The sequence below is a fragment of the Paraburkholderia phytofirmans genome (genome assembly GCF_046028095.1).
Taxonomy (GTDB): Bacteria; Pseudomonadota; Gammaproteobacteria; order Burkholderiales; family Burkholderiaceae; genus Paraburkholderia; species Paraburkholderia phytofirmans_A.
Window position 1 is genome coordinate 549,106 of sequence record NZ_JAQQDJ010000002.1, and the last position, 19,934, is coordinate 569,039.

At 64.4% G+C, this 19,934-nt stretch carries 16 protein-coding genes; 7 read left to right on the plus strand and 9 right to left on the minus strand.

The genetic code is table 11. The features are described 5' to 3' along the window. Positions 1 to 170: 170 nt before the first annotated feature. Positions 171 to 443, plus strand: a complete 273-nt coding sequence (locus PQR54_RS06980) for a YodC family protein (RefSeq protein WP_408245004.1) — start codon at positions 171 to 173, stop codon at positions 441 to 443. Between the two features lie 72 nt (positions 444 to 515). Here the strand turns inward: PQR54_RS06980 and PQR54_RS06985 are convergent, their stop codons facing one another. Further along, positions 516 to 827: a superinfection immunity protein gene (locus PQR54_RS06985; RefSeq protein WP_408244665.1), complete on the minus strand. Its 312-nt coding sequence runs from the start codon at positions 825 to 827 to the stop codon at positions 516 to 518. Positions 828 to 1,049: 222 nt separating this feature from the next. Between PQR54_RS06985 and PQR54_RS06990 the strand changes: the two genes are divergently transcribed. The 3 genes from PQR54_RS06990 (at position 1,050) to PQR54_RS07000 (ending at position 4,989) form a co-directional block, all read left to right on the plus strand. After that, positions 1,050 to 2,510, plus strand: coding sequence for a M20 family metallopeptidase (locus tag PQR54_RS06990; protein WP_408244666.1), 1,461 nt, complete (start codon positions 1,050 to 1,052; stop codon positions 2,508 to 2,510). Between the two features lie 55 nt (positions 2,511 to 2,565). Next, entirely contained in the window at positions 2,566 to 3,669 is a 1,104-nt protein-coding gene (locus PQR54_RS06995; RefSeq protein ID WP_012427322.1) for a malate/lactate/ureidoglycolate dehydrogenase, read from the plus strand. Between the two features lie 435 nt (positions 3,670 to 4,104). Beyond that, complete coding sequence (locus tag PQR54_RS07000) at positions 4,105 to 4,989, plus strand: crotonase/enoyl-CoA hydratase family protein (protein ID WP_408244667.1); 885 nt, start codon at positions 4,105 to 4,107, stop codon at positions 4,987 to 4,989. Positions 4,990 to 5,076: 87 nt separating this feature from the next. Here PQR54_RS07000 and pdeR read toward each other — a convergent pair whose 3' ends face one another. Continuing rightward, positions 5,077 to 7,080 (minus strand): cyclic di-GMP phosphodiesterase, encoded by a 2,004-nt coding sequence (gene pdeR / locus PQR54_RS07005; protein ID WP_408244668.1) that lies wholly within the window; start codon positions 7,078 to 7,080, stop codon positions 5,077 to 5,079. Between the two features lie 226 nt (positions 7,081 to 7,306). After that, on the minus strand, positions 7,307 to 11,767 hold the full coding sequence (locus tag PQR54_RS07010) for a DEAD/DEAH box helicase (protein WP_408244669.1): 4,461 nt from the start codon (positions 11,765 to 11,767) through the stop codon (positions 7,307 to 7,309). 257 nt (positions 11,768 to 12,024) lie between these two features. On the opposite strand from PQR54_RS07010, the gene PQR54_RS07015 reads away from it, so the two are divergent. Next, positions 12,025 to 13,077 carry an aldo/keto reductase gene (locus PQR54_RS07015; protein ID WP_408244670.1) on the plus strand — a complete coding sequence of 351 codons (1,053 nt, stop codon included), beginning with the start codon at positions 12,025 to 12,027 and terminating at the stop codon, positions 13,075 to 13,077. 79 nt (positions 13,078 to 13,156) lie between these two features. Here PQR54_RS07015 and PQR54_RS07020 read toward each other — a convergent pair whose 3' ends face one another. Then, on the minus strand, positions 13,157 to 13,528 hold the full coding sequence (locus PQR54_RS07020; RefSeq protein ID WP_408244671.1) for a carboxymuconolactone decarboxylase family protein: 372 nt from the start codon (positions 13,526 to 13,528) through the stop codon (positions 13,157 to 13,159). Positions 13,529 to 13,644: 116 nt separating this feature from the next. On the opposite strand from PQR54_RS07020, the gene PQR54_RS07025 reads away from it, so the two are divergent. After that, on the plus strand, positions 13,645 to 14,604 hold the full coding sequence (locus PQR54_RS07025) for a cupin domain-containing protein (RefSeq protein ID WP_408244672.1): 960 nt from the start codon (positions 13,645 to 13,647) through the stop codon (positions 14,602 to 14,604). Here PQR54_RS07025 and PQR54_RS07030 read toward each other — a convergent pair whose 3' ends face one another. The 4 genes from PQR54_RS07030 to PQR54_RS07045 form a co-directional block, all read right to left on the minus strand. Next, on the minus strand, positions 14,605 to 15,174 hold the full coding sequence (locus PQR54_RS07030) for an FUSC family protein (RefSeq protein WP_408244673.1): 570 nt from the start codon (positions 15,172 to 15,174) through the stop codon (positions 14,605 to 14,607). It lies immediately after the preceding gene. A gap of 66 nt (positions 15,175 to 15,240) precedes the next feature. After that, on the minus strand, positions 15,241 to 16,560 hold the full coding sequence (locus PQR54_RS07035) for a cation:proton antiporter (RefSeq protein WP_408244674.1): 1,320 nt from the start codon (positions 16,558 to 16,560) through the stop codon (positions 15,241 to 15,243). 91 nt (positions 16,561 to 16,651) lie between these two features. Beyond that, a complete protein-coding gene (locus PQR54_RS07040; protein ID WP_408244675.1) occupies positions 16,652 to 17,038 on the minus strand; it encodes a DUF3175 domain-containing protein in 387 nt (128 codons plus the stop codon). Between the two features lie 152 nt (positions 17,039 to 17,190). Next, a complete protein-coding gene (locus PQR54_RS07045) occupies positions 17,191 to 17,718 on the minus strand; it encodes a PRC-barrel domain-containing protein (RefSeq protein ID WP_408244676.1) in 528 nt (175 codons plus the stop codon). Positions 17,719 to 18,082: 364 nt separating this feature from the next. Between PQR54_RS07045 and PQR54_RS07050 the strand changes: the two genes are divergently transcribed. Beyond that, complete coding sequence (locus PQR54_RS07050; protein WP_408244677.1) at positions 18,083 to 18,376, plus strand: hypothetical protein; 294 nt, start codon at positions 18,083 to 18,085, stop codon at positions 18,374 to 18,376. A gap of 102 nt (positions 18,377 to 18,478) precedes the next feature. Here the strand turns inward: PQR54_RS07050 and PQR54_RS07055 are convergent, their stop codons facing one another. Then, a complete protein-coding gene (locus tag PQR54_RS07055) occupies positions 18,479 to 19,798 on the minus strand; it encodes a DNA topoisomerase IB (RefSeq protein WP_408245005.1) in 1,320 nt (439 codons plus the stop codon). Between the last annotated feature and the right edge of the window lie 136 nt (positions 19,799 to 19,934).

Genomic DNA, 19,934 nt, shown 5'->3' on the forward strand with positions numbered 1-19,934 from the left:
AAACCATTCCACTGCCGATGAAAACGGTATCAATTAAAAATGCTTGCAGCCATTAATTTCGATTGTTAATCTTGCCTGACCTTTTCAGCGTTTTCTTTCAGCAGGTCCAAAGTCGAAAAATCCGGCGCAATGACTTAAATACCGTACAACGGTTCCGTAGGGGGTTGAATATGCTGACCGCTACCATTGACGCATTCCAGACACCGCTTACCGCCCAGTTCAATGTCGGCGACGTCGTCACCTTGAAGGAAGGCGGCTCGCGCATGACGGTCACCTACGCAGGCCCGGTGGCGCTCAATCCCGGCGACTGGCTGATTTGCGAATGGTTTGATGAACACGGCGAACTGCGCCGCGAGATGTTTTCACCCGCGAGCGTGCGCGTCGAGCCGCGCTCCATTCCCGCTGGTTCCGTCTTGTGGAACCGCATGAGCCGCGCGGCCTGAACGGCCCGCAGCAATGGTCGGCCGCGACCTTAGCCGACCAGCCCTGTTCCGCCTCGCCACACCACGCCTGATTTACTTGTCCGAGCGATCCCGCGCGCTCGCGCGACGTTGCACGCGCACCAGCAGCGCGGACGAAAACGCCCGCATCCTCACGATCTTGCGCGTCTCCACGACCTCGCCCGCGATGTTCTTCGGCGGGTTCGGTTGCAACGACCAGTAGAGCGCGAGCAGCCAGCCGAACACGGTCCAGCCGAGACAGGCGTTGAAGAGCGCCAGCGTCAGCACGTCATGACGCTTGCGCCGGTCCGCCACTACGGCCGGCAGGAAATAGAGCGCCAGCGCCAGCACCGCGGCGATGGCCTGCACGACGACGTTGCCCCCCATGAAGCGGCTCCCTCCCGATAGGCGACCTATGCCGCGATTGTCGCGCGATTGTTTTGTTTGCGTAAGCTCGCCGCAAAGGCGTTGCCACGCGCGCGAGATCGCCGCAACCCGGAGTTACGCCCCGGGCGATTAACGAGCGGATGCACTGCAAGGGGTTCAGCCAATCCCGCATCGGGACTATCATGATCGTTTCGACAGAACAGATCCCCACGGACCGCCATCATGATCTCCGACGATACCCAGCAGGCTCAACGCATCAACCCCGAGACGCTACGCGAATTCGTGGACCGCAAGTGGAACGACGAGATCGTGCCCGCGTTGACGGACTACATCGCCGTACCGGCCAAGAGTCCGGCGTTCGACTCCGAGTGGGTCAAGCACGGCTATCTGGAGCGCGTGATCACCGACGCGGCGCAATGGGCCGAACAGCAACCGGTGCGCGGACTGAAACTTGAAATCATCCGCTTGCCGGGCCGCACGCCGGTGATCTTCTTCGAGTCGGCGGCGACGCGTTCGGGCAGCGAGGAAACCATCGTGCTGTACGGGCACCTCGACAAGCAGCCCGAGTTCGACGGCTGGCGCAACGACCTCGGACCGTGGACACCCAAGCTCGAGAACGACAAGCTCTACGGCCGCGGCGGCGCCGACGACGGTTACGCGATCTACGCGAGCATCACCGCGCTCGCCGCATTGGACGCGCAAGGTGTCGAGCGTCCGCGTTGCGTCGGTCTGATCGAAACGTGCGAGGAGTCGGGCAGCTACGATCTGCTGCCTTATGTCGACGCGCTGCGCGAGCGGCTCGGCAAGGTGGGTCTGGTGGTGTGCCTGGATTCGGGCGCGGGCAACTACGATCAGCTGTGGCTCACTACGTCGTTGCGTGGACTCGTCGCCGGCGATCTCGAAGTGCAGGTGCTCGACGAAGGCATTCACTCGGGCGGCTATGGCGGCATCGCGCCGTCGAGTTTCCGCATCATGCGGCAACTGTTCGACCGGCTGGAGGACTCCGCCAACGGCACGCTGCTGCCGAAGGGCTTCCATATCGACATCCCCGCGGACCGTCTGCGCGAAGCGGAAGCCACCGCCAGAATTCTCGGCGACGACGTCTGGAAGAAGTTGCCGTGGGCGTGCGGCCAGGACGGCCGCCAGGTGCTGCCCACCACCACCGATCCGAAGGAGGCCTTGCTCAATTCCACATGGCGTCCGTCGCTCTCGGTGACCGGCGCGGCCGGCTTGCCCGCGCTCGCTGACGCCGGCAACGTGCTGCGTCCGCGCACGGCGTTCAAGCTGTCGCTGCGTCTGCCGCCGATGATCGAAGCAGAGAAGGCCGTCGCCGAACTGAAGGCGCTGCTCGAAGTCGATCCGCCGTACAACGCCAAGGTGACGTTCAAGCCGGACGCGGGCGCGGCAAGCGGCTGGAGCGCGCCGGATCTCGCCCCGTGGCTCGCCACCGCGCTCAACGACGCGTCGCGCCAACACTACGGTGCCGACGTCGCGTATATGGGGCAGGGCGGCACCATCCCGCTGATGAACGTACTGAAGGCAGGCTTCCCGAAATCGCAGTTCATGGTGTGCGGCGTGCTCGGACCGAAGTCGAATGCGCACGGGCCGAACGAGTTCCTGCACGTGCCATACGGCAAGAAGCTCACGGCCGCGGTTGCCGAGGTGATCGCCGCCGCGCCCTGAACGTTTCCTTCAACTATCGCTTGCCCTGAATCCGTCACGTCCGCCGACTTTGTGAATGACCGATAACTCGACCGCTCAACCCGTCACGCCCCGGATTCCGGCCGATCAATTGCACGCCTATGTGAGGGCGATCTGGGAGCAGGCGGGCAGCACGCCACGCGAAGCCGAACTGGTCGCCGATCATCTGGTGGCGGCGAATCTGACGGGTCACGATTCGCATGGCGTGGGGATGATTCCGCGCTATGTGGCGTCGCTCGCCGACGGCGAGCTTCAACTGAACCTGCACGCCGACGTGGTCAAAGACGCGGGCGCCGTGCTGACCGTCGAAGGCGGCCGAGGCTTCGGCCAGGTGGTGGCGTTCGAGGCCATGGAGCAGGGCATCGAGCGCGCCAAACGCCTCGGCATCTGCGCGGTCGGCTTGCGCGGCGCGCATCACATCGGGCGTATCGGTCATTGGGCTGAACAGTGCGCGCGTGCGGGTCTCGTGTCGTTCCACTTCGTCAACGTGGCCGGAGATCCGCTCGTCGCGCCGTTTGGCGGCGCGGATCGGCGCATCGGCACGAATCCGTTTTGCGCGGCTTATCCGCGGCCCGGCAAACCGCCGCTCGTGCTCGACTTCGCGACCAGCACGGTGGCCTATGGCAAGACGCGCGTCGCCTATAACCAGGGCAAGCAGGTGCAACCCGGCGCGCTGATCGATCACGAGGGCCGGGCCACGCTCGAACCCAAAGTCATGCACGAAGCGCCGTTCGGTTCGCTGACGCCGTTCGGCGGCCATAAGGGCTTCGGGCTCGCGGCCATGTGCGAGATCTTCGGCGGCGCGCTGTCGGGCGGCTTCACCACGCACTCGACCACGCTCGGCACGACCAACGCGATCATCAACTGCATGCTGTCGGTGATCATCGATCCGGCCGCGTTCGACGCGCCCGACGCACAAGCCGAAGCCGACGCGTTCATCGACTGGGTGAAGGCCTCGCCGCTCGCGGCGGGCGCCGACCGTATCTATGAGCCCGGCGAACCCGAGCGCGTGACGCGCGCGCAGCGCGAGGCCGAGGGTATTCCCGTGGATGCGGCCACGTGGGCGCAGATTCTCGCCGCGGCGCTCGCCGTCGGCATGAGCGCGGAAGAAGCCGGCCGCTGGTCCGCGCGTTTGCAATAAACGACTCTGATAGAACGGCGCGGGCGCGATGGGTCGCCCGCGTTCCGCGTTCGATCATGCGTAGCGGATATACCGTCTGTTAGCCCACCCACTCACAGAAAAACCTATTCGCCGCTCAGCATTTTCGATTGCATTTTCTAATCGAAGCATATTTCTTTCTCTTCCCCTATCCCCCAAGGAATTACATCCTGCGCCGCGTTTGAATTGATTGCCGCCGCGCGCCTTTTTATGGGTCAATTTCGCCCATCTTCGGTGCGCAAGCGTTTGCGTCGATGCGACATGCCGCCGAACGTACTCTTACGCGCAGAAGCCCGGCTGGCGGGCTTTTGAACGCGGCTTGCATTCATCTGTTGGTTACCCCGCTCCCATCCGATTCCGGTCTGCTTTAGGCTCGCATAGCAATACCAGTGTTTAACCTTAAAAGGACCGTTCAAAATGAATCTGCATAACCATCACGCCTGCCGCCCGTTCCTCGAAGCCGGCAATCTTTCGCAAATTTCGGCTTACTACGAAGAAGGCCGCAACGTCATGTGGATGATGTTGCGGGCGCAGCCGCGTCCCTGTTTCAATCTCGATCTGGTCCATGACATCCTGGAACTCGCGCAGGCAGCACGAGAGTCGGGATTGCCGATCGATTTCTGGGTCACCGGTTCGTTGATTCCGACCATGTACAACGTCGGCGGCGATCTGGACTTTTTCGCGGACGCGATCCGCGCCGGCAAGCGTCAGGCGCTGATGTCGTATGCGCGCGCATGTGTGGATTGCGTGCACGCGGCGTCGCGGGGATTCGACACGGGGGCAATTTCGATCGCGATGGTGGAGGGCACGGCACTCGGTGGGGGCTTCGAGGCCGCGCTCGCGCATCATTTCCTGCTCGCGCAGAGCGACGCACGCATGGGCTTCCCGGAGATCGCGTTCAATCTGTTCCCGGGCATGGGCGGTTATTCACTGGTGGCGCGCAAGGCCGGCATGCGGCTCGCGGAGGAGTTGATCGGCGTCGGCGAATCGCATACGGCCGAATGGCACTACGGCAAGGGTCTGGTCGATCAACTGTTCGAACCCGGCGAAGCGTATATGGCGACCCGCACTTTCATCGACACGCTCAAGCCGAAAATGAACGGCATCCGGGCGATGCTGCGGGCGCGCCAGCGCGTGCTGCAACTCTCGCGCGCCGAGCTGATGGAAATCACCGAGGATTGGGTGGACGCCGCCTTCACGATCGAGGAGAAGGATCTCGCCTTCATGGAGCGGCTGGTGATGCTGCAGAACCGCCGTACCTCGAACCTGCGTCAGACGGCCAGCACGGCGAATTTCGCCTGAACTGACCGGAGGTCGGCCACGGGCTCAGCCACGGGTTTGGCCACGGGTTTGACCACAATAAGCCGCAAGGGGGGCGGCGCCGGAAGCTCAGGCAATCAGCCTGAGCTTCTGTCTATCCTGCAACCAGCGTTCGAATTCAGCCGCCGGCATGGCCTGACCGTACAGGAAGCCCTGCACGTAATCCACGCCCAGGCCCTTCATGAACACTTCTTCCGACTCGGTCTCGATCCCTTCGGCGACCACCTTGAAATTCAATTCCTGCGCGACGGCCACCATGGAGCGCACCAGTGCCTGCGCTTTGGTGTCGGCGTTGATCGAGCGCACGAAACTGCGGTCGAGCTTGATGACGTCGAGCGGAATCCGGCCGAGCTGCGACAACGACGAATAACCCGTGCCGAAATCGTCCAGATGAACCTGCGCGCCGAGCTGGCGGAACTGCTTGATCAGATCGATCGCGGCCGTTTCGTCTTCGATCAGGCAGCTCTCGGTCAGTTCGAGATCGATCAGGCAAGGGTCGAGCCTGGCGTTCTGCAGTGCCTCGCTGAAATGGCGGACCACGGCCGTATCGACCAGTTGCCGCGCCGACACGTTGATCGCGATGCGCAGGTTGTAGCCGTCCGCCTTCCATTTGGCGGCCTGTTTCGCGGCCGTTTCCATGACCCAGCGGCCCAGCACGCCGATCAGCCCGGACTCTTCCGCGTAACGGATGAACTCGCTCGGCATGATCTGCCCGCGCTCCGGCGAATTCCAGCGCACCAGCGCTTCGACGCCCTGCACCACGCCGGTGGCGAGCGACAGTTTCGGCTGGTAGTGCAGCGTCAGCTGACCTTCTTCGAGCCCGCGCCGCAGGTTGGTGTCGAGCCACATGTATTCGGCGACGCGGCGGTTCATTTCCGGCGAGAACACGCGGTGCGTGCGTTTGCCTTCGTCTTTGGCGACGTACATAGCCGTATCCGCCGAACGGATCAGCGATTCGAGGCTGTCGCCGTGTTCCGGATACAGCGCGATGCCGATCGAGCATCCCGTGTAGACCTCCACGAGCCCGAGGGCGAACGGCGTGCGCATGCGTTCGAGAATGCGCTGCGCGGTGGCTTCGAGTTCGTGCGCCGTGCCCTTGGCGGCGAGCACGATGAATTCGTCGCCGCCGAGCCGCGCGAGCGTATCGCCTTCGTTCAGGCACTCGCTGATGGCCGCCGACACATCGCGAATCAGGCGGTCGCCGAAGACGTGGCCGTAGTGGTCGTTGACCTTCTTGAAGTTGTCGAGATCGAGGAACAGCACGCCGACCGCTTCGCCCGGCGCTGCGTCTTCGATAGCGGTGCGGATTTTGTCCTGGATCGCGTTGCGGTTCGCGAGGCCGGTGAGCGAGTCGGTGTTCGCCAGTTCGGTGAGGCGTTGCTGCGCGAGCCGTTCCTCGGTGATGTCGGTGCCTGAGCAGATCAGGAATTGTTCGTCGATGCCGCTGCCGCTCTGCACGAACTTATTGCGGAACAGAAACAGCCGCTCGCCATGCACCGTCTTGACGCGCCGCTCGACCTCGTACGACACGCCGCGATTGAAGAAGCCTGCAATGTTCTGGCTGGAGGCCGCGCCGTCTTCGGTGGACATGAACAAAGCCCAGACGTTGCGGCCGACGATGTTCTCTTCCTTGACGCCCGTAAGTTCCTCGGCAAGACGGTTGAAGCGCTGTATTCGGCCGTGACGGTCGACGATCACGACGACCGAATTCACTTCGGACACGACCTGTTCGGCAAACGAGAGGCCGTGGACCAGATCGCGGGCGACGGATTCGGTGTCGTCATACGCCGACGCGGTGCCGGCCCAGCTGTTGCTGCTGAGCTTTTTACCGACCAGATGCAAACGCAACGGTTCGCCGAACAGCCGCACGTCGAGGACGAGGTGCGAGGTCACGCCAGTGAGGCAGCGGATTTGCGAAGCCTGCTGAGGATTCAGCGGAATGGCGACATTGGCCGGCACGTCGCCGGTTACGGGCGTGAGTTCGAGCGCGTTGCTGTCGTTCGACAGACGCCAGCATGGGCTGCTTGTGCCGAACTGGGCAAATAGCACCTGCTCGTGTTGGTCGTCGTTCATGAGATCCCCGGGCGGTGTGTGCCGGTGGCCGCCTTGAAGGCGGAGTCGGCAAACAGTCTTCATCATACTTAAGACTGTCCCCATTGTAGCGAAGCGTTTGGAATTAAGGCTTATAAAGATTAACGGTTAGTAAGCCTTGTGCCTTTAGCCTTTTCTACGCCTTTTTTACATGCTCTTTTTCGGCCATACGGAGGTAATTTACGGCAATCCGTGGACATTCTTAACGCTAAAACCGCCGCGCCAGCCACGAGCGAGCCTTTTCCCTTTCGACGGGAACCGCTTCCAGCGACGCTTCGAACCAGAAAGTCCCCGCCACGAGCGTGGCCGCCACGACGCCGTCGCGATACAGAATCCGGTTTCCCGCTACTGCGGGCACGCGTTCGCCGACCAGCAACGTGCCCGCGAGATTCAACGGATCGGTCCCGGCGACGCAGACAAAAGCACCGTCGTTCGCATGCCGCCGAACTTCTCGCAGCACGGGAATCGCTTCGGGCAGCGCAAATTGCTCGCCGGCGAGGCCATTTACAAAGCGTCCGCCGCGAATCACGCCACGCGCTTCGAGGCGCTGAAAAACGCGCAGCAGGTCTCGCCACGGCGGCAGCCACTCGGCTTCGCGTTCGAGCAGACGCCAGAACACCACGCCATAACGGCGCAATAGCGTCATCGCGACATGTTCCAGCACTTCAGGCGGCAATTGCCGGCGGCGCTCCGGCACATTCTCCGCCGCGGCAGCGGTGGAGGGGCGATTGACCAGCGCCCAGCGTCCCGCGTCGTCCATGCCACCGATCAGCGCGCTCGAGCGCGCGCGCCGGTTGCTGGAAAATGCGTTGCGTTTGGCGACGGGCTTCAGCAAGGCGCGCAAGCCCGCGAAACTGTCGGAGTTCACGAGACCCGCCGCCACCAGCTCGCCCAGCGCGCTCTCCAGTTCCATACGCAATACGCGAACTTCGGCGAGCAATTCGTCGAAGAACATCGCGCCGTGTTGCACGAGCGTTTCATACACGCTTTGTGCGCGCACCGACAACTCCGGTTGTTTCGACGGATCCAGCAACGCGCTCCACACGCGCACTTGCGCCCGGGGCAGCAGCACGATCGGCGTACTGCGGATCGGCCCGGCGGCGCCGCGCGCGCGTTCCGTCAGGCGCGTCCAGACGATTTTGCCGGCCCGGCATAGTTCGTCGAGCGAAGTATTCGCGTAGGCCTTCACGCGCGCGGGCAGGATGTCGTCCTCCCACGCTGCCGCCGCGGCCTGGAAGCCTTCGAGCTGTTCGAGGACCGCGGCTAGCGCGTCGCGCCCCTCGCTGCGCGTGTCCGGCGTCAGATGCTGCCACTCGAACAGAAAGCGCATGAAGTCGTGCCGTTCCACCGGCTCGATTTCGCGCCGCAAGCGTTTCACGGTGTAACGGTGAATCCGCGCGAGCAGATGCCGTTCGCACCATTCTTCTTCGGCGGCTTGCGGCGTGAAGCGGCCGCGCATCACGTAGCCTTCGGCTTCGAGGCGCGTGAGACTCTGTTCGACCGATGCGGCCGGCAGCTTCAGCGCTTCCGCAATCGCGCCGACAGGCAGCGGGCCGAAACCGGTCAGACGCGCACGCAGCACGTCGATCAGGGCGTCTTCGGCGTCCCAGCTTTCTGTGTAGCCTTTCGGCGCGGCGAGCGGCGGCGCGAATTCAGCGTGCGGATACAGCGCCTGAAAGCAGGTGACGCGTTCGACCGGCAGCCACAGCGCGCAATCGTGGGCGAACTGCAAGCGGGTGGCGCGCCCGGATTCGGCCAACGACGCGAGCCAGGCCGGCCAGCCTTCGTTGCGGCGCGCTTCGGTCTCGGTGATGCAGGCAAGGCCCGTCAACGCTTCATGCATTTCATCGGCGTTGCGCGCCAGCGGCCACGCTTCGTCGCGTACGCTTTCGATCGCTTCCGCGTCGAGCGCGCCGAGATCGTCGGCACTCGACGGGTCGGTCCAGCGGCGGTTCAGCACGGCTTGTGTGCGGCGTTCCTCGATCGGCGCGTCGTCGAGATACGCGTACGGTTTCGCGTTGAGGATTTCGGCGGCGAGCGGCGAGGGCGTCGGCAAATCGCGCGCGACCAGCTGCACGTCGCCCTGTTCGATACGGCGCAGCAGCGCGATCCAGCGTTCGCTGTCCATCGCTTCGTGCAAACAGTCGTCGACGGTTTGGTCCACTAAAGGATGATGCGGCAGTTCCCGTTCGCCGACCACGTTCTCAAGACACGCGGCCTGTTCCGGAAACACGTTCGCCAGTAAATCCTCGCTGCGCATGCGCTGCAATTGCGGCGCGGTTTTGCGCCCGCCGGTGTAGCGCGGCAGGCCGAGCGCGGTGGTCGCGTTCCAGCGCCAGCGCACGCCGAACAGCGGCGCATCGAGCAGCGCCTGAATCAGCAGATGCTCGGCGCTGTTCGAATGCAGATAACGCCACACTTCGTCGAGCACGAAGGAATGGCTGCCGGTCAGCGACAGCACGATCGCATCTTCGGTGGCGGCGGCTTGCAGCTCGAAGTTGAAAGTGCGGCAAAAGCGTTTGCGCAGCGCGAGGCCCCAGGCGCGGTTCACCCGGCTGCCGAACGGCGCGTGGATCACGAGCTGCGTGCCGCCGGATTCGTCGAAGAAACGCTCCATGACCAGCGTATTCTGCGTGGGCAGCACGCTGAGCGCGGCGCGCGCGCGGGCGAGGTAGTCGACGATCTGGCGCGCGGCGGCTTCGTCGAGATGCAGGTTGTCGACCAGCCAGTCGATCGCGTGGTCGATTCGGGCGGCAAGCATTTCGGCTTCGGTGCCGGTTTCGTCCGTTGCCTTTTTATCGTCGAGAAGACGCCCGATCTGTTCGCGCAAACGCGCGACGCCGAACGACAATTCGTCGCTGCGCCCCGGCGCTTCGCCGAGCCAGAAAGGAATATTCGGCGGCTGTCCTTGCGCGTCCTCGACCCGCACACGCCCGCTCTCTATCCGCAGAATCCGGTACGACGCGTTGCCGAGCTGAAACACGTCGCCGGCCAGACTTTCGACGGCGAAATCCTCGTTGACCGTGCCGATATTGATTGCCTGCGGTTCGAGCACGACGGCGTAGTCGGCGTTTTCGGGAATCGTGCCGCCCGACGTGACCGCGACCAGCTTGCCGCCGCGCCGGCCGCGCAGCGTGCCGCTCACCACGTCGCGATGAACGTAAGCGCCGCGCGGACCGTTGCGGCTCGTGTAGCCTTCGGCGAGCATGCGCAGCACGGCGTCGTACTGCTCGCGCGTCAGGTCGGCGTATGGGGCGGCGTGCCGCATCAGTTCGAACAGCGCGTCTTCGTTCCATTCGGCGCTCGATACTTCCGCGACGATCTGCTGGGCCAGCACATCGAGCGGCGCGCGCGGAATCCGCAGCGCGTCGAGTTCGCCGCGCCGCACGCAATCGAGCAGCGCGGCGCATTCGATCAGATCGTCGCGCGAATTCGGAAACAGCCTGCCTTTCGGCATGCCGCCGACATGGTGGCCCGAGCGTCCGACCCGTTGCAGGAACGGCGCGATCGCGCGGGGCGAACCCATCTGGCAGACCAGATCGACGTCGCCGATATCGATGCCGAGTTCCAGCGAAGCCGTGGCGATCAGCACGCGCAGTTCGCCGCGTTTCAGGCGCTGTTCGGCATCGAAACGATGCTCTTTCGCGAGGCTGCCGTGATGCGCGGCGACCACGTCCTTGCCCAGCCGTTCGGTCAGATGACGCGCGGCGCGTTCGGCCATGCGGCGCGTGTTGACGAAAATCAGCGTGGTGCGATGCATCGCCACCAGTTCGGCGAGACGATCGTAGACGCGCTCCCACACTTCGTTGGGCATGACCGCTTCGAGCGGCACCGGCGGAATCTCGAGCGCCAGATCGCGTTCGCGAATATGTCCTACGTCGACGATCGCGCAATCGGCGGGAATGCCGCTATCGATGCTGCCGCCGCCCACCAGAAAGCGCGCGACCGCGCTCACCGGCTTTTGCGTCGCCGACAGGCCGATCCGCGGCAAGCGCCGCTGGCACAGCGCGTCGAGCCGCTCCAGGCTGAGCGCCAGATGGCTGCCGCGCTTGCCGCCGGCGAGTGCGTGAATTTCATCGACGATCACTGTGCGCACGGTCGACAGCATGCGGCGGCCGGAGTCCGAACCGAGCAGCACGTAAAGCGATTCCGGCGTGGTAACGAGAATATGCGGCGCGCGCTTTTTCAACGCGTTGCGTTCTTGTTGCGTGGTGTCGCCGGTGCGCACGGCGGTGCGGATATCCAGCGGCGGCAAGCCGCGCGCGTCGAGTTCCGCGGCGATACCTTGCAACGGCAGTTGCAGATTGAGGCGGATGTCGTTGGAGAGCGCCTTTAGCGGCGACACGTAGACCACCAGCGTTTCGTCCGGCAGTGCGCCGCCGTTGGCGAGGCCTTGCTGGACCAGGTCGTCGAGCGCGGACAGGAAGGCGGTGAGGGTCTTGCCCGAACCTGTGGGTGCTGCCACCAGCGTCGAGCGGCCGCGACGAATCTGCGGCCACGCGGCGGCCTGGGCGTCGGTCGGCGCGGGGAAGGTTTTGAGAAACCAGCTCGCGACCGCGGGATGGAAATCGGCGAGCGCGCCGGCCGTCGAGAGCCCGATGGCGGGCGTCGCGACGGATGTGGCGGCAGGCGCCGCGCCCAGGGCAGCAGTAGTGGAAGCCGAAGTCATGCCTGCGTAGTTGGGGGCGGGGCGTGCCATATCCAGAGGGGCGGCGAATGCAGCCGGTTGCAAGGTTCAGGAATCAGTCTGGCAGGTTTACTCCGCTTTTGCCGAAGGCTATATGTCGGCATTTTTGTCGCAATTGAAAGCCGAGTTGCGGGAATTCTTGCCGCGTGACACGCGCCTGAGTCGCTCGCTGCCGGATTCAGCCGATTGCAGTACTCTCTACGCCTCACCCATCCACGAACCACGTTGGAGTCTCGACGATGCGATACAACCAGTTGGGCCGTACCGGTGTGTTTGTTTCAGAGCTTTGTTTGGGCACGATGACCTTCGGCGGCGGCGGGGGCATGTGGAAGCAGATCGGCGATCTGCAGCAGGCGGACGCGGAGCGGCTGATCGGCCGGGCGCTCGACGCGGGCATCAATTTCATCGATACAGCCGACGTCTACTCAGAGGGCCTGTCCGAACAGATCACGGGCCAGGCGCTGAAAAACCTCAAGGTGCCGCGCGACAAAGTCGTGGTGGCCACCAAGGTCTTCGGCCAGACGGGCGAGTTTCCCAATGCGCGCGGCGCCTCGCGTTATCACATCATCGACGGTGTGAAGGCGAGTTTGAAGCGTCTGCAACTCGATCACGTCGACCTGTATCAGATCCACGGTTTCGATCCGGCCACGCCGATCGAGGAAACCATGCGCGCGCTCGACACGCTGGTGCAGCACGGCCATGTGCGCTACGTGGGCGTGTCGAACTGGGCCGCGTGGCAGATCGTGAAAGCGCTCGGCATTTCCGAGCGCCTCGGGCTCGCGCGCTTCGAAACGCTGCAGGCGTATTACACGCTGGCGGGCCGCGACCTCGAACGGGAACTCGTGCCGATGCTGCACAGCGAAGGCCTCGGCCTGATGGTGTGGAGTCCGCTCGCGGGCGGCTTGCTGAGCGGCAAGTATGGACGTGAGCAGCAGGGCGAGGCGGGCAGCCGCCGCACGACGTTCGATTTTCCGCCGGTCAATCGCGAGCGCGCTTATGACTGTATCGACGTGATGCGCGGTATCGCCGAGGCGAAGCAGGTGTCGGTCGCGCAGATCGCGCTCGCGTGGCTGCTGCATCAGCGGGTGGTGACCACGGTGATCGTCGGCGCGAAGAAGGTCGAGCAGCTCGACGACAATATCGCCGCGACGGGCGTCTCGCTCACCGCGGATGAGCTTGCGAAGCTCGATCAGGTCAGCGCGCTGCCCGCGGAATATCCGGGCTGGATGCTGGAGCGTCAGGGCGAGCCGCGCCGCAAGCAGCTTGAAGAGGCGCGGCATCCGGCGGCGTAGCGGCGGCGGTTGGCGCAAGCGGCTACAGCCGGCCGCTTACACCGCTTCAATTACCGCAAGCATCTCGCGATGCCGCCGCTCATTGTGCGGCGGCCTGCGCTGCGTCAGCGGCCTGCGCCGTATAAGCCGCGGCGGCATCGATCGTGCGAGCCGAGTACACCATCGCGGCCCCGGCATTGACGGCGATCGCCACGCCCAGCGCTTCGGCGATTTCCTCGCGCGTCGCGCCGTGCTTGAGCGCTTCAGCGGTGTGCACGGTAATACAGCCGTCACAACGCAGGCTGACTGCCACCGCGATTGCGATCAGTTCGCGCGTCTTGGCGCCGAGCAGATCCTTCTTCTGACCGGCGCTCGAGAGCGCCTGATAGCCCCTGACGGTATCCGGCGACAGTTTGGCGATCTCGCCGATACGGCCGAAAAGTTCTTGACGGTAATCGATCCAGTTCAACATGGCGGTGCTCCTTGGTCTGATGCGCGCTGGCGGGTGCCGGCGTCGTGAGACAAGTATTGCGCCGCGCCGCGATATCCTGAATACTCGATTCGCTCAACTTTTAGCGCGAACGTCTCATGGATACGCTCAGCCGACTGATCGACCTCGCCCGGCCTCAGGCGACCCTCGATCTGCGTTGCCTGCTTTCGGGCGCCTTCGATATCGACCATGATGCGCTGGAAGCGGGCATTGCGCCGTTTCACCTGGTGCTGGACGGCGCGTGTGTCGTCGAAACCGCCGACGGCGCGCAGCGTGAGTTGCGCGCGGGCGACTTCATGCTGTTTCCGCGCGGTGCGGCGCATCGCGTGCGCGATGTGCAGCGTTCGGCCGCCACTGCGCCTTTGACGTTAAGCCATGACGGCATGCTGCCGCTGCGACGCAACGACGGCAACGACGGCCAAGACAGCGCGCGCATCCCCGCCGACCTCGATCTTCTTTGCGGCCGCTTCGTTTATTCGCCCGGTTCGTCGGCCTTGCTGCTGAACGCGCTGCCCGATCCGTTGCATGTCTCGCTGAGCGGCATGGAAACGCTGGGGTCGTTGCAAACGGTGATCGCGCTGATGCGCAGCGAGGCCGAACGGCGCCAGGCGGGCGCGCTCGCCATAGTCACCGCCTTGAGCCACGCGCTGCTCGCCATCGCGCTGAGGGTGCACGGCGAGCAGAACGCGTCGGCCTCGGGCGTGCTCGCGCTGCTTGCCGACGCGCGCCTCGGCGCTTCTGTGCAGGCCATGCTGAGCGCGCCCGAACGGGCGTGGACCATCGCCGAACTCGGCGATCTCGCCGCCATGTCGCGCGCCACTTACGCACGCCATTTCAACGAGCGCGCGGGCATGACGGTGATGGACTTTCTTACGCAGATCCGCATGACCATCGCGTGCGATCTGCTGCGCCGCACGCAGCGCAGCGCGGCCGAGATCGGCGAGGCGGTGGGCTATCAATCGGAAGCCGCTTTCGGCAAGGCGTTCCAGCAAAGTGTCGGTGTGCCGCCGGGACGCTACCGGCGTCGTCCGCAAGAGAACGATGGAGCGGAAAACTAGCTACGGCTTGCCCGGTTTGCCGAACCAGCGATGCTCGATCCACGACATCAGGAAGGCCACCAGCAGCGCGCAGATCGTGCCGAGCGTCACTTCGCCGAGGCGCATGAGGGCTTTGTCCCACGCGGGCCCTATACCCGGCACCAGCAGCATGATCGTCGCCGTGATGCCGCCCAGACGCGCCGCGCTGCCCACATTCAGAATCCAGCACAGGGCGATCGCCACGCCCACCGTGGCCGCGTAAGCCGCGAAATAGCCGGCGCCGAACGTGGCGCCCAGCAGTCCGCACAAGCCGCCCACCATCGCGCCGATGAATTGATCGCGCGACAGATTGCGGGTGTCGACATAGCTGTGCTGGCTGACCGCGATCGCCGTGATGGCGGCCCAGAAACTCTGCTCCGTATGCAGCAGCCGGCCGATAGCTACCGCGAGGCTCGCGCCGGCGACCGCCTGCACAGCCATGAAGCTGCCCTCGACCAGGCGCTCGCCGAGCGGCAACGACTTGAGAAAGGCAAACAGCGAGTTGGCGGCGCTCGTCCGTGCCGCGCGTCGGGAATCGTCGGGTGGGGTCATCGAATGGGAGAAGCCTGGTTGCGGCATGAAGGTCCCGTATTCTAGCGACTCCAGTTGACGGTCGAGCTAGCCTTCACGACTGCGCAACCGGCGATACCAGCTCATCAACGGCGTCGCCGAAACACCGTGAATCACCACCGACGCCGCGATCACCGCCAGCGTGAGCGGCACGAGCGCGGCGACGTCCGCAGCGCCGCGATTTTCGAGCGCGTACGCCAGGTAGTAAAACGAACCGATGCCGCGTATGCCGAACCAGCTCATCAAACGGCGCTGCGTCGGCGTCGCGCTCGACCCGAGCAGCGACAACTCCACCGATACCGGCCTCACGAGCACGAACAGCGCCGTGGTCAGCGCGACGGTGTGCCAGGTGAAGAGCGGCGTGTGCATCGTGGCGAGCACATTGCCCACCATCGCCATAACGGCGACCTCGGCGATGCGTTCGAGTTCGATCGTGAAGCCGAGCACGGATTCCGTCATATACGCGTGCGCTTTGCTTGGATTGGCCGCGGTCGCGTCGACGTCTTCGGAATCGACGGTGCCCAGGGTTTCGCGAGGCGACTGGCCGCCGCTCGCGCGGTGTTCGACCCGGCGCATCGCGACGCCGGCCGCGAACACGGCCAGAAAACCATATGTATGCGCGAGCTGCGCGGCGCCGAAGGACAGCACGATCAAACCCAACGCAAAAAAACCTTCGAGTCCGAGTGCCTGCGCGTGGCGCGTGCGCAGCCATGTCACCGCGTGGGTCGTGAACCAGCCGAGCGCACCGCCGATCGCGATTCCGCCCGCCGCGCCCCACACGATGCTGCCCGCGAGCGCCAGGTTCAACAGATCGCCCGCTTCGGCGGCGGGTGCCGCGCATAGCGCGAGGCCGAGCATCGCAAAGGGCAGCGCGATCCCGTCGTTCAGTCCGCCTTCGCCGGAGAGCGCGAAGCGCAGCAGATCGTGGTCGCCGGGGTTGTGCACCTGCACGTCGTGGGCCAAAACCGGATCGGTCGGCGCGAGGATCGCCGCCAGCAGCAAGGCCGGGCCCCAGCCGAGATGCAACACGTACACGCCGAACAGCATCAGCAGCGGAATGGTCGCGAGCATCGCAAGAAAGCCGAGACGCAGCGGCACGGTCCAGAGTTTTTCGAGCATACCGAGCCGAAGCCGCAGGCCGATGGCGAACAGCGAGACGAGCAGGGCGACTTCGGTGACGATACGCAGCAGATGCGCGTCGGCGATCATATCGAGGCGCAACAGGCCGACACCGGGCGGCCCGAGAAAATAGCCGATCGCGAGATAAAACATCGCGGCGCTGATAGGCAGCCGCCGCAGTGTCGTCGCCGCCAGGCCCATAAAGACGAGCACGGCGCCAACGATGAGAAACCACAAAGTTTCTTGCATGAGCATCCGGTGAATGCCTGCCTGCGCATGCGGCATGCGTGGCCGGTTGTAGAAAGATGCGCCCGGACGCGTCAGTGACTGACGCGTCACTTCAAGGCGCGCGTCCGAATGCTTCGCGCAGCTTGCGCTTGGCCTGCTGCAAGGTGTCGCGGCGCGCTTTCGGCAGGTTTTTGCCGGCGCGATTGATATAGAAGTTCAGCATCGACATGGCCGACTGGAACGGCGTGCCTTTGCGGCGGCGGCTTTTCGTGGACGACTGTTTGAGCGATTGCGCGATCGACTCCGCGCTGCCGGTCTTGAACACATCGTGCTCGATATCCATCGCGTCACTGGTTTCCATCACGTGATGCGACCACTTCTGCGGGCTTTTCGCGCGATGCGCCGCGTGGGCCTGCGCATGCCGCTGGCGCGGCGGGCGGCCTGACTTGCCGCGCGAGACTGGGCGTTTGGACTTGCCGGGGGATTTTCGAGTGGCCATGCTGCCGCTCCTTATCAAGTCGTGCGCGCGCTGATTGCGCTTATTGTGCGCTCAAAGTGAAACGCGCCGGCTGCCGCGATGGCGGCATGCCGGCGCATGGGTGTCGGCACGCGTACCAGCTGATGGCCACGCGTGCCCACAGCGAGCACGCGTTACAACTTCAGCCCGCCAGCCTCCGGCGCGTCCGACGACGCGGGCGGAATGTCGCCCACGCCGTAGTCGTCGCGACGCAAAGCCGTGTCGCGACCCCAGTAAGGTTCGCTGCCGTAGTACTGGTGCACGGACGTGGCCCACGTCTGGTCGGCCATGGATGGCCAGTGGTCTTTGTCGAAGCCCGGTGCGTTCTTCACGCGTTCCGCGGTCATGTTCAGCACGAAGCACTTGCGGCCGGTATCGAGCGTCAACGCATGCCATGGAATGGCGAGCAGCTTGTCGCCGATGCCGAGAAAGCCGCCGCTCGAGAGCACGGCATACGCCACGCGGCCCGAGCCGACGTCGAGCATGATGTCCTTGATCTTGCCGATGTCCTCGCCGTCGCTGCTGAGCACCTTGTTGCCGTCGAGCGTGGCGGCGGCCATCACGTCCGGGCCGGGGCCGTCCGCGCTCGCGCTGCCCTTGCCGACGATCCGGGCGCCTTGATCCTGGCGCATGCCGGCTTGCGTTTGTGTCTGGTTCAGCATGATGAGGCTCCTCTACAGGTTGGGTGTGAAGGATTGAGCAACCGGCGTTCCTTCATGAGCCGGAAGGCATGCAGGCGATAACGCGGCGGGTGATCCATGCATCGCCGATGCGTGCGTTTTGCGCGAAGCGCGTGCGCAACGTTGTGCCGACCGCGTAAAGCGTGCTGACGCGATTGAAAATATTTCGTCTGGAGAGAGGAGGGCCGCTGACGAGCAGGCGCCGACAGGCTAGCGATGACCAGTTACGCGATCAGGATGGCGACATGCCCTTGCCATGAGCATGAGGCATAGCCCTTGCGGAATGTTCGACCAGCAGCGCGATCAATCACATACGCGCGCTGTCCATCTATCCTCGGAGACTTTGATGAAACATACAAAAGCATTGCTGGTGTCGGCACTCATTGCCATGTCGGGCGCAGCGTTCGCACAAGCGGGCGGTGGCAACGGCAACGGCGGCAACAGTGGCTCCGGCGGCTCGGGTAACGCTCACGGCGCGGCGACCGCGGCACCGACCGCGGACGGACAACCCACGTCGGGAGCGATGAGTTCCAGCGGCTCCAAATCGCAGCACATGTCCAAGTCGAAGACGAAGAAGCCGAAGACCGACTCGACCAATATGCCGGGCGCGGACGCGAGCAGCGATACGAAAGGTCAGTGAAAACGTCAATGAGCGCGCGGTAAAGCGGCGGGGCTAACGCGACAAGTCGAGAAGCGCGAAGCGCCCTGAGCTGCGAGCTCTCCAGGTCCAGGTTCCAACGTTCTAAGGCGCGGTCTGTTTCACTGCACGTGATGCAGCGGCTGCGCGCGCGCGCGCAGCCCGAGGTGCGGCCGCTCGCCGTTCGGTTTGCGCACCGGACTTCGCATCGACCTTCGCGGCTGCCGCCTTGCGCACCACGCGCGACTTCTTCAGCAAACTCGTAATCGAATCGTCGATGCTTTCCGCCACCGCCGTTTCACGCGCCCGGCGACCTTTCGCGCCGGCCTGCCGCGCGAGTTTCGCCGCGCGCTTTTCCGCCTGCGCCAGCAGCGTGGCGAAGGCGACTTCATCCACTCTTAATCCGCGACGCGATTCCGCGGGTGCAAGACGTTGCAATTCGTCCGCTTCGAACGAGCTGATCACGGCGGGATGGATGTAGCAACGCCTGCACACGGCCGGCGTATTACGCAGTAACGCCGCCACGTCCTTTACGGTCGCGACGATATGCCGGCGGGCTTCCGCCGCACTGCTGCACATCAGCCGTCGCAGCGCGGCGAGCGCATAGACGCTGCCGGCCCACGTGCGATAGTCCTTGGCCGTGAAATCCGCACCGCTCGCGCGGCGCAGATAGTCGTTGATATCCGCGGACCCGACGGTGCGGCGCGCGCCGTCTTCGTCGAGATACTGGAACAGGTCGTGGCCCGGCAGTTCGGCGCAACGCCGCACGATGCGCTTGATGCGCGGGTTGTTTACCGTCACGTCGTGCTCGATGCCGCTCTTGCCGCGAAACTTGAAGCGCAACTGGCCGGCTTCGATCTTCACGTGCTTCTTGCGCAGCGTCGTCAAACCGTACGACTGGTTATCGCGCGCGTATTCGACGCTGCCGATCCGGATCAGCGTCGAATCGAGCAACTGCACGATCGCGGCGATGACTTTGTCGCGCGGCATGCCCGGCAGAATCAAATCGCGCGCGACACGGGCGCGGATCTTCGGCAACGCGCGGCCGAACTCAGACAGGCGCTCGTACTTGTCGGCGTCGCGCGTTTCACGCCAGCGCGGGTGATAGCGGTATTGCTTGCGGCCGCGCGCATCGCGACCCGTCGCCTGAATATGGCCGCGCGGATCCGGACAGATCCACACGCTTTCATACGCCGGCGGAATCGCGAGCGCGTTGATGCGTTTGATTTCGTCTTCATCGTCGATGCGTTTGCCTGCCGCGTCGAAATACGCGAAGCCGTCTTTTTCGCGCTGACGCGTGATACCGGGCTTCGTGTCGTCGGCGTGGCGCAAGCCCGGCGGCATGGCGGTGGGCGTGGGCTGCTTCGCGCTGTCGTCGTCCGTGCGTGCAGGGCGGCGTTGAATCGGGGTGGTTGTGGCAGCCATCGTCGAAGGTAGAAATTTCAAGCAGAAGGCGCATGGCGCCGGTGACCGTCCCTGCAAGCAAAGGCAGTGCCCAGCACTGGCGCTGGCGCAGGGGGATGGGGGGTGACGGGTCGCTTCACGGCTGAGCGGAACAGTC

Excerpts from the sequence above, each read along its gene's own strand:
- PQR54_RS06980 (WP_408245004.1), top strand. The coding sequence starts at position 171 with ATGCTGACCGCTACCATTGACGCATTCCAGACACCGCTTACCGCCCAG.
- PQR54_RS06990 (WP_408244666.1), top strand. The coding sequence starts at position 1,050 with ATGATCTCCGACGATACCCAGCAGGCTCAACGCATCAACCCCGAGACG.
- PQR54_RS06995 (WP_012427322.1), top strand. The coding sequence starts at position 2,566 with ATGACCGATAACTCGACCGCTCAACCCGTCACGCCCCGGATTCCGGCC.
- PQR54_RS07010 (WP_408244669.1), bottom strand. The coding sequence starts at position 11,767 with ATGACTTCGGCTTCCACTACTGCTGCCCTGGGCGCGGCGCCTGCCGCC.
- PQR54_RS07050 (WP_408244677.1), top strand. The coding sequence starts at position 18,083 with ATGAAACATACAAAAGCATTGCTGGTGTCGGCACTCATTGCCATGTCG.
- PQR54_RS07055 (WP_408245005.1), bottom strand. The coding sequence starts at position 19,798 with ATGGCTGCCACAACCACCCCGATTCAACGCCGCCCTGCACGCACGGAC.
- PQR54_RS07045 (WP_408244676.1), bottom strand. The coding sequence starts at position 17,718 with ATGCTGAACCAGACACAAACGCAAGCCGGCATGCGCCAGGATCAAGGC.
- PQR54_RS07025 (WP_408244672.1), top strand. The coding sequence starts at position 13,645 with ATGGATACGCTCAGCCGACTGATCGACCTCGCCCGGCCTCAGGCGACC.
- PQR54_RS06985 (WP_408244665.1), bottom strand. The coding sequence starts at position 827 with ATGGGGGGCAACGTCGTCGTGCAGGCCATCGCCGCGGTGCTGGCGCTG.
- PQR54_RS07020 (WP_408244671.1), bottom strand. The coding sequence starts at position 13,528 with ATGTTGAACTGGATCGATTACCGTCAAGAACTTTTCGGCCGTATCGGC.
- PQR54_RS07035 (WP_408244674.1), bottom strand. The coding sequence starts at position 16,560 with ATGCAAGAAACTTTGTGGTTTCTCATCGTTGGCGCCGTGCTCGTCTTT.
- pdeR (WP_408244668.1), bottom strand. The coding sequence starts at position 7,080 with ATGAACGACGACCAACACGAGCAGGTGCTATTTGCCCAGTTCGGCACA.
- PQR54_RS07040 (WP_408244675.1), bottom strand. The coding sequence starts at position 17,038 with ATGGCCACTCGAAAATCCCCCGGCAAGTCCAAACGCCCAGTCTCGCGC.
- PQR54_RS07015 (WP_408244670.1), top strand. The coding sequence starts at position 12,025 with ATGCGATACAACCAGTTGGGCCGTACCGGTGTGTTTGTTTCAGAGCTT.
- PQR54_RS07000 (WP_408244667.1), top strand. The coding sequence starts at position 4,105 with ATGAATCTGCATAACCATCACGCCTGCCGCCCGTTCCTCGAAGCCGGC.
- PQR54_RS07030 (WP_408244673.1), bottom strand. The coding sequence starts at position 15,174 with ATGACCCCACCCGACGATTCCCGACGCGCGGCACGGACGAGCGCCGCC.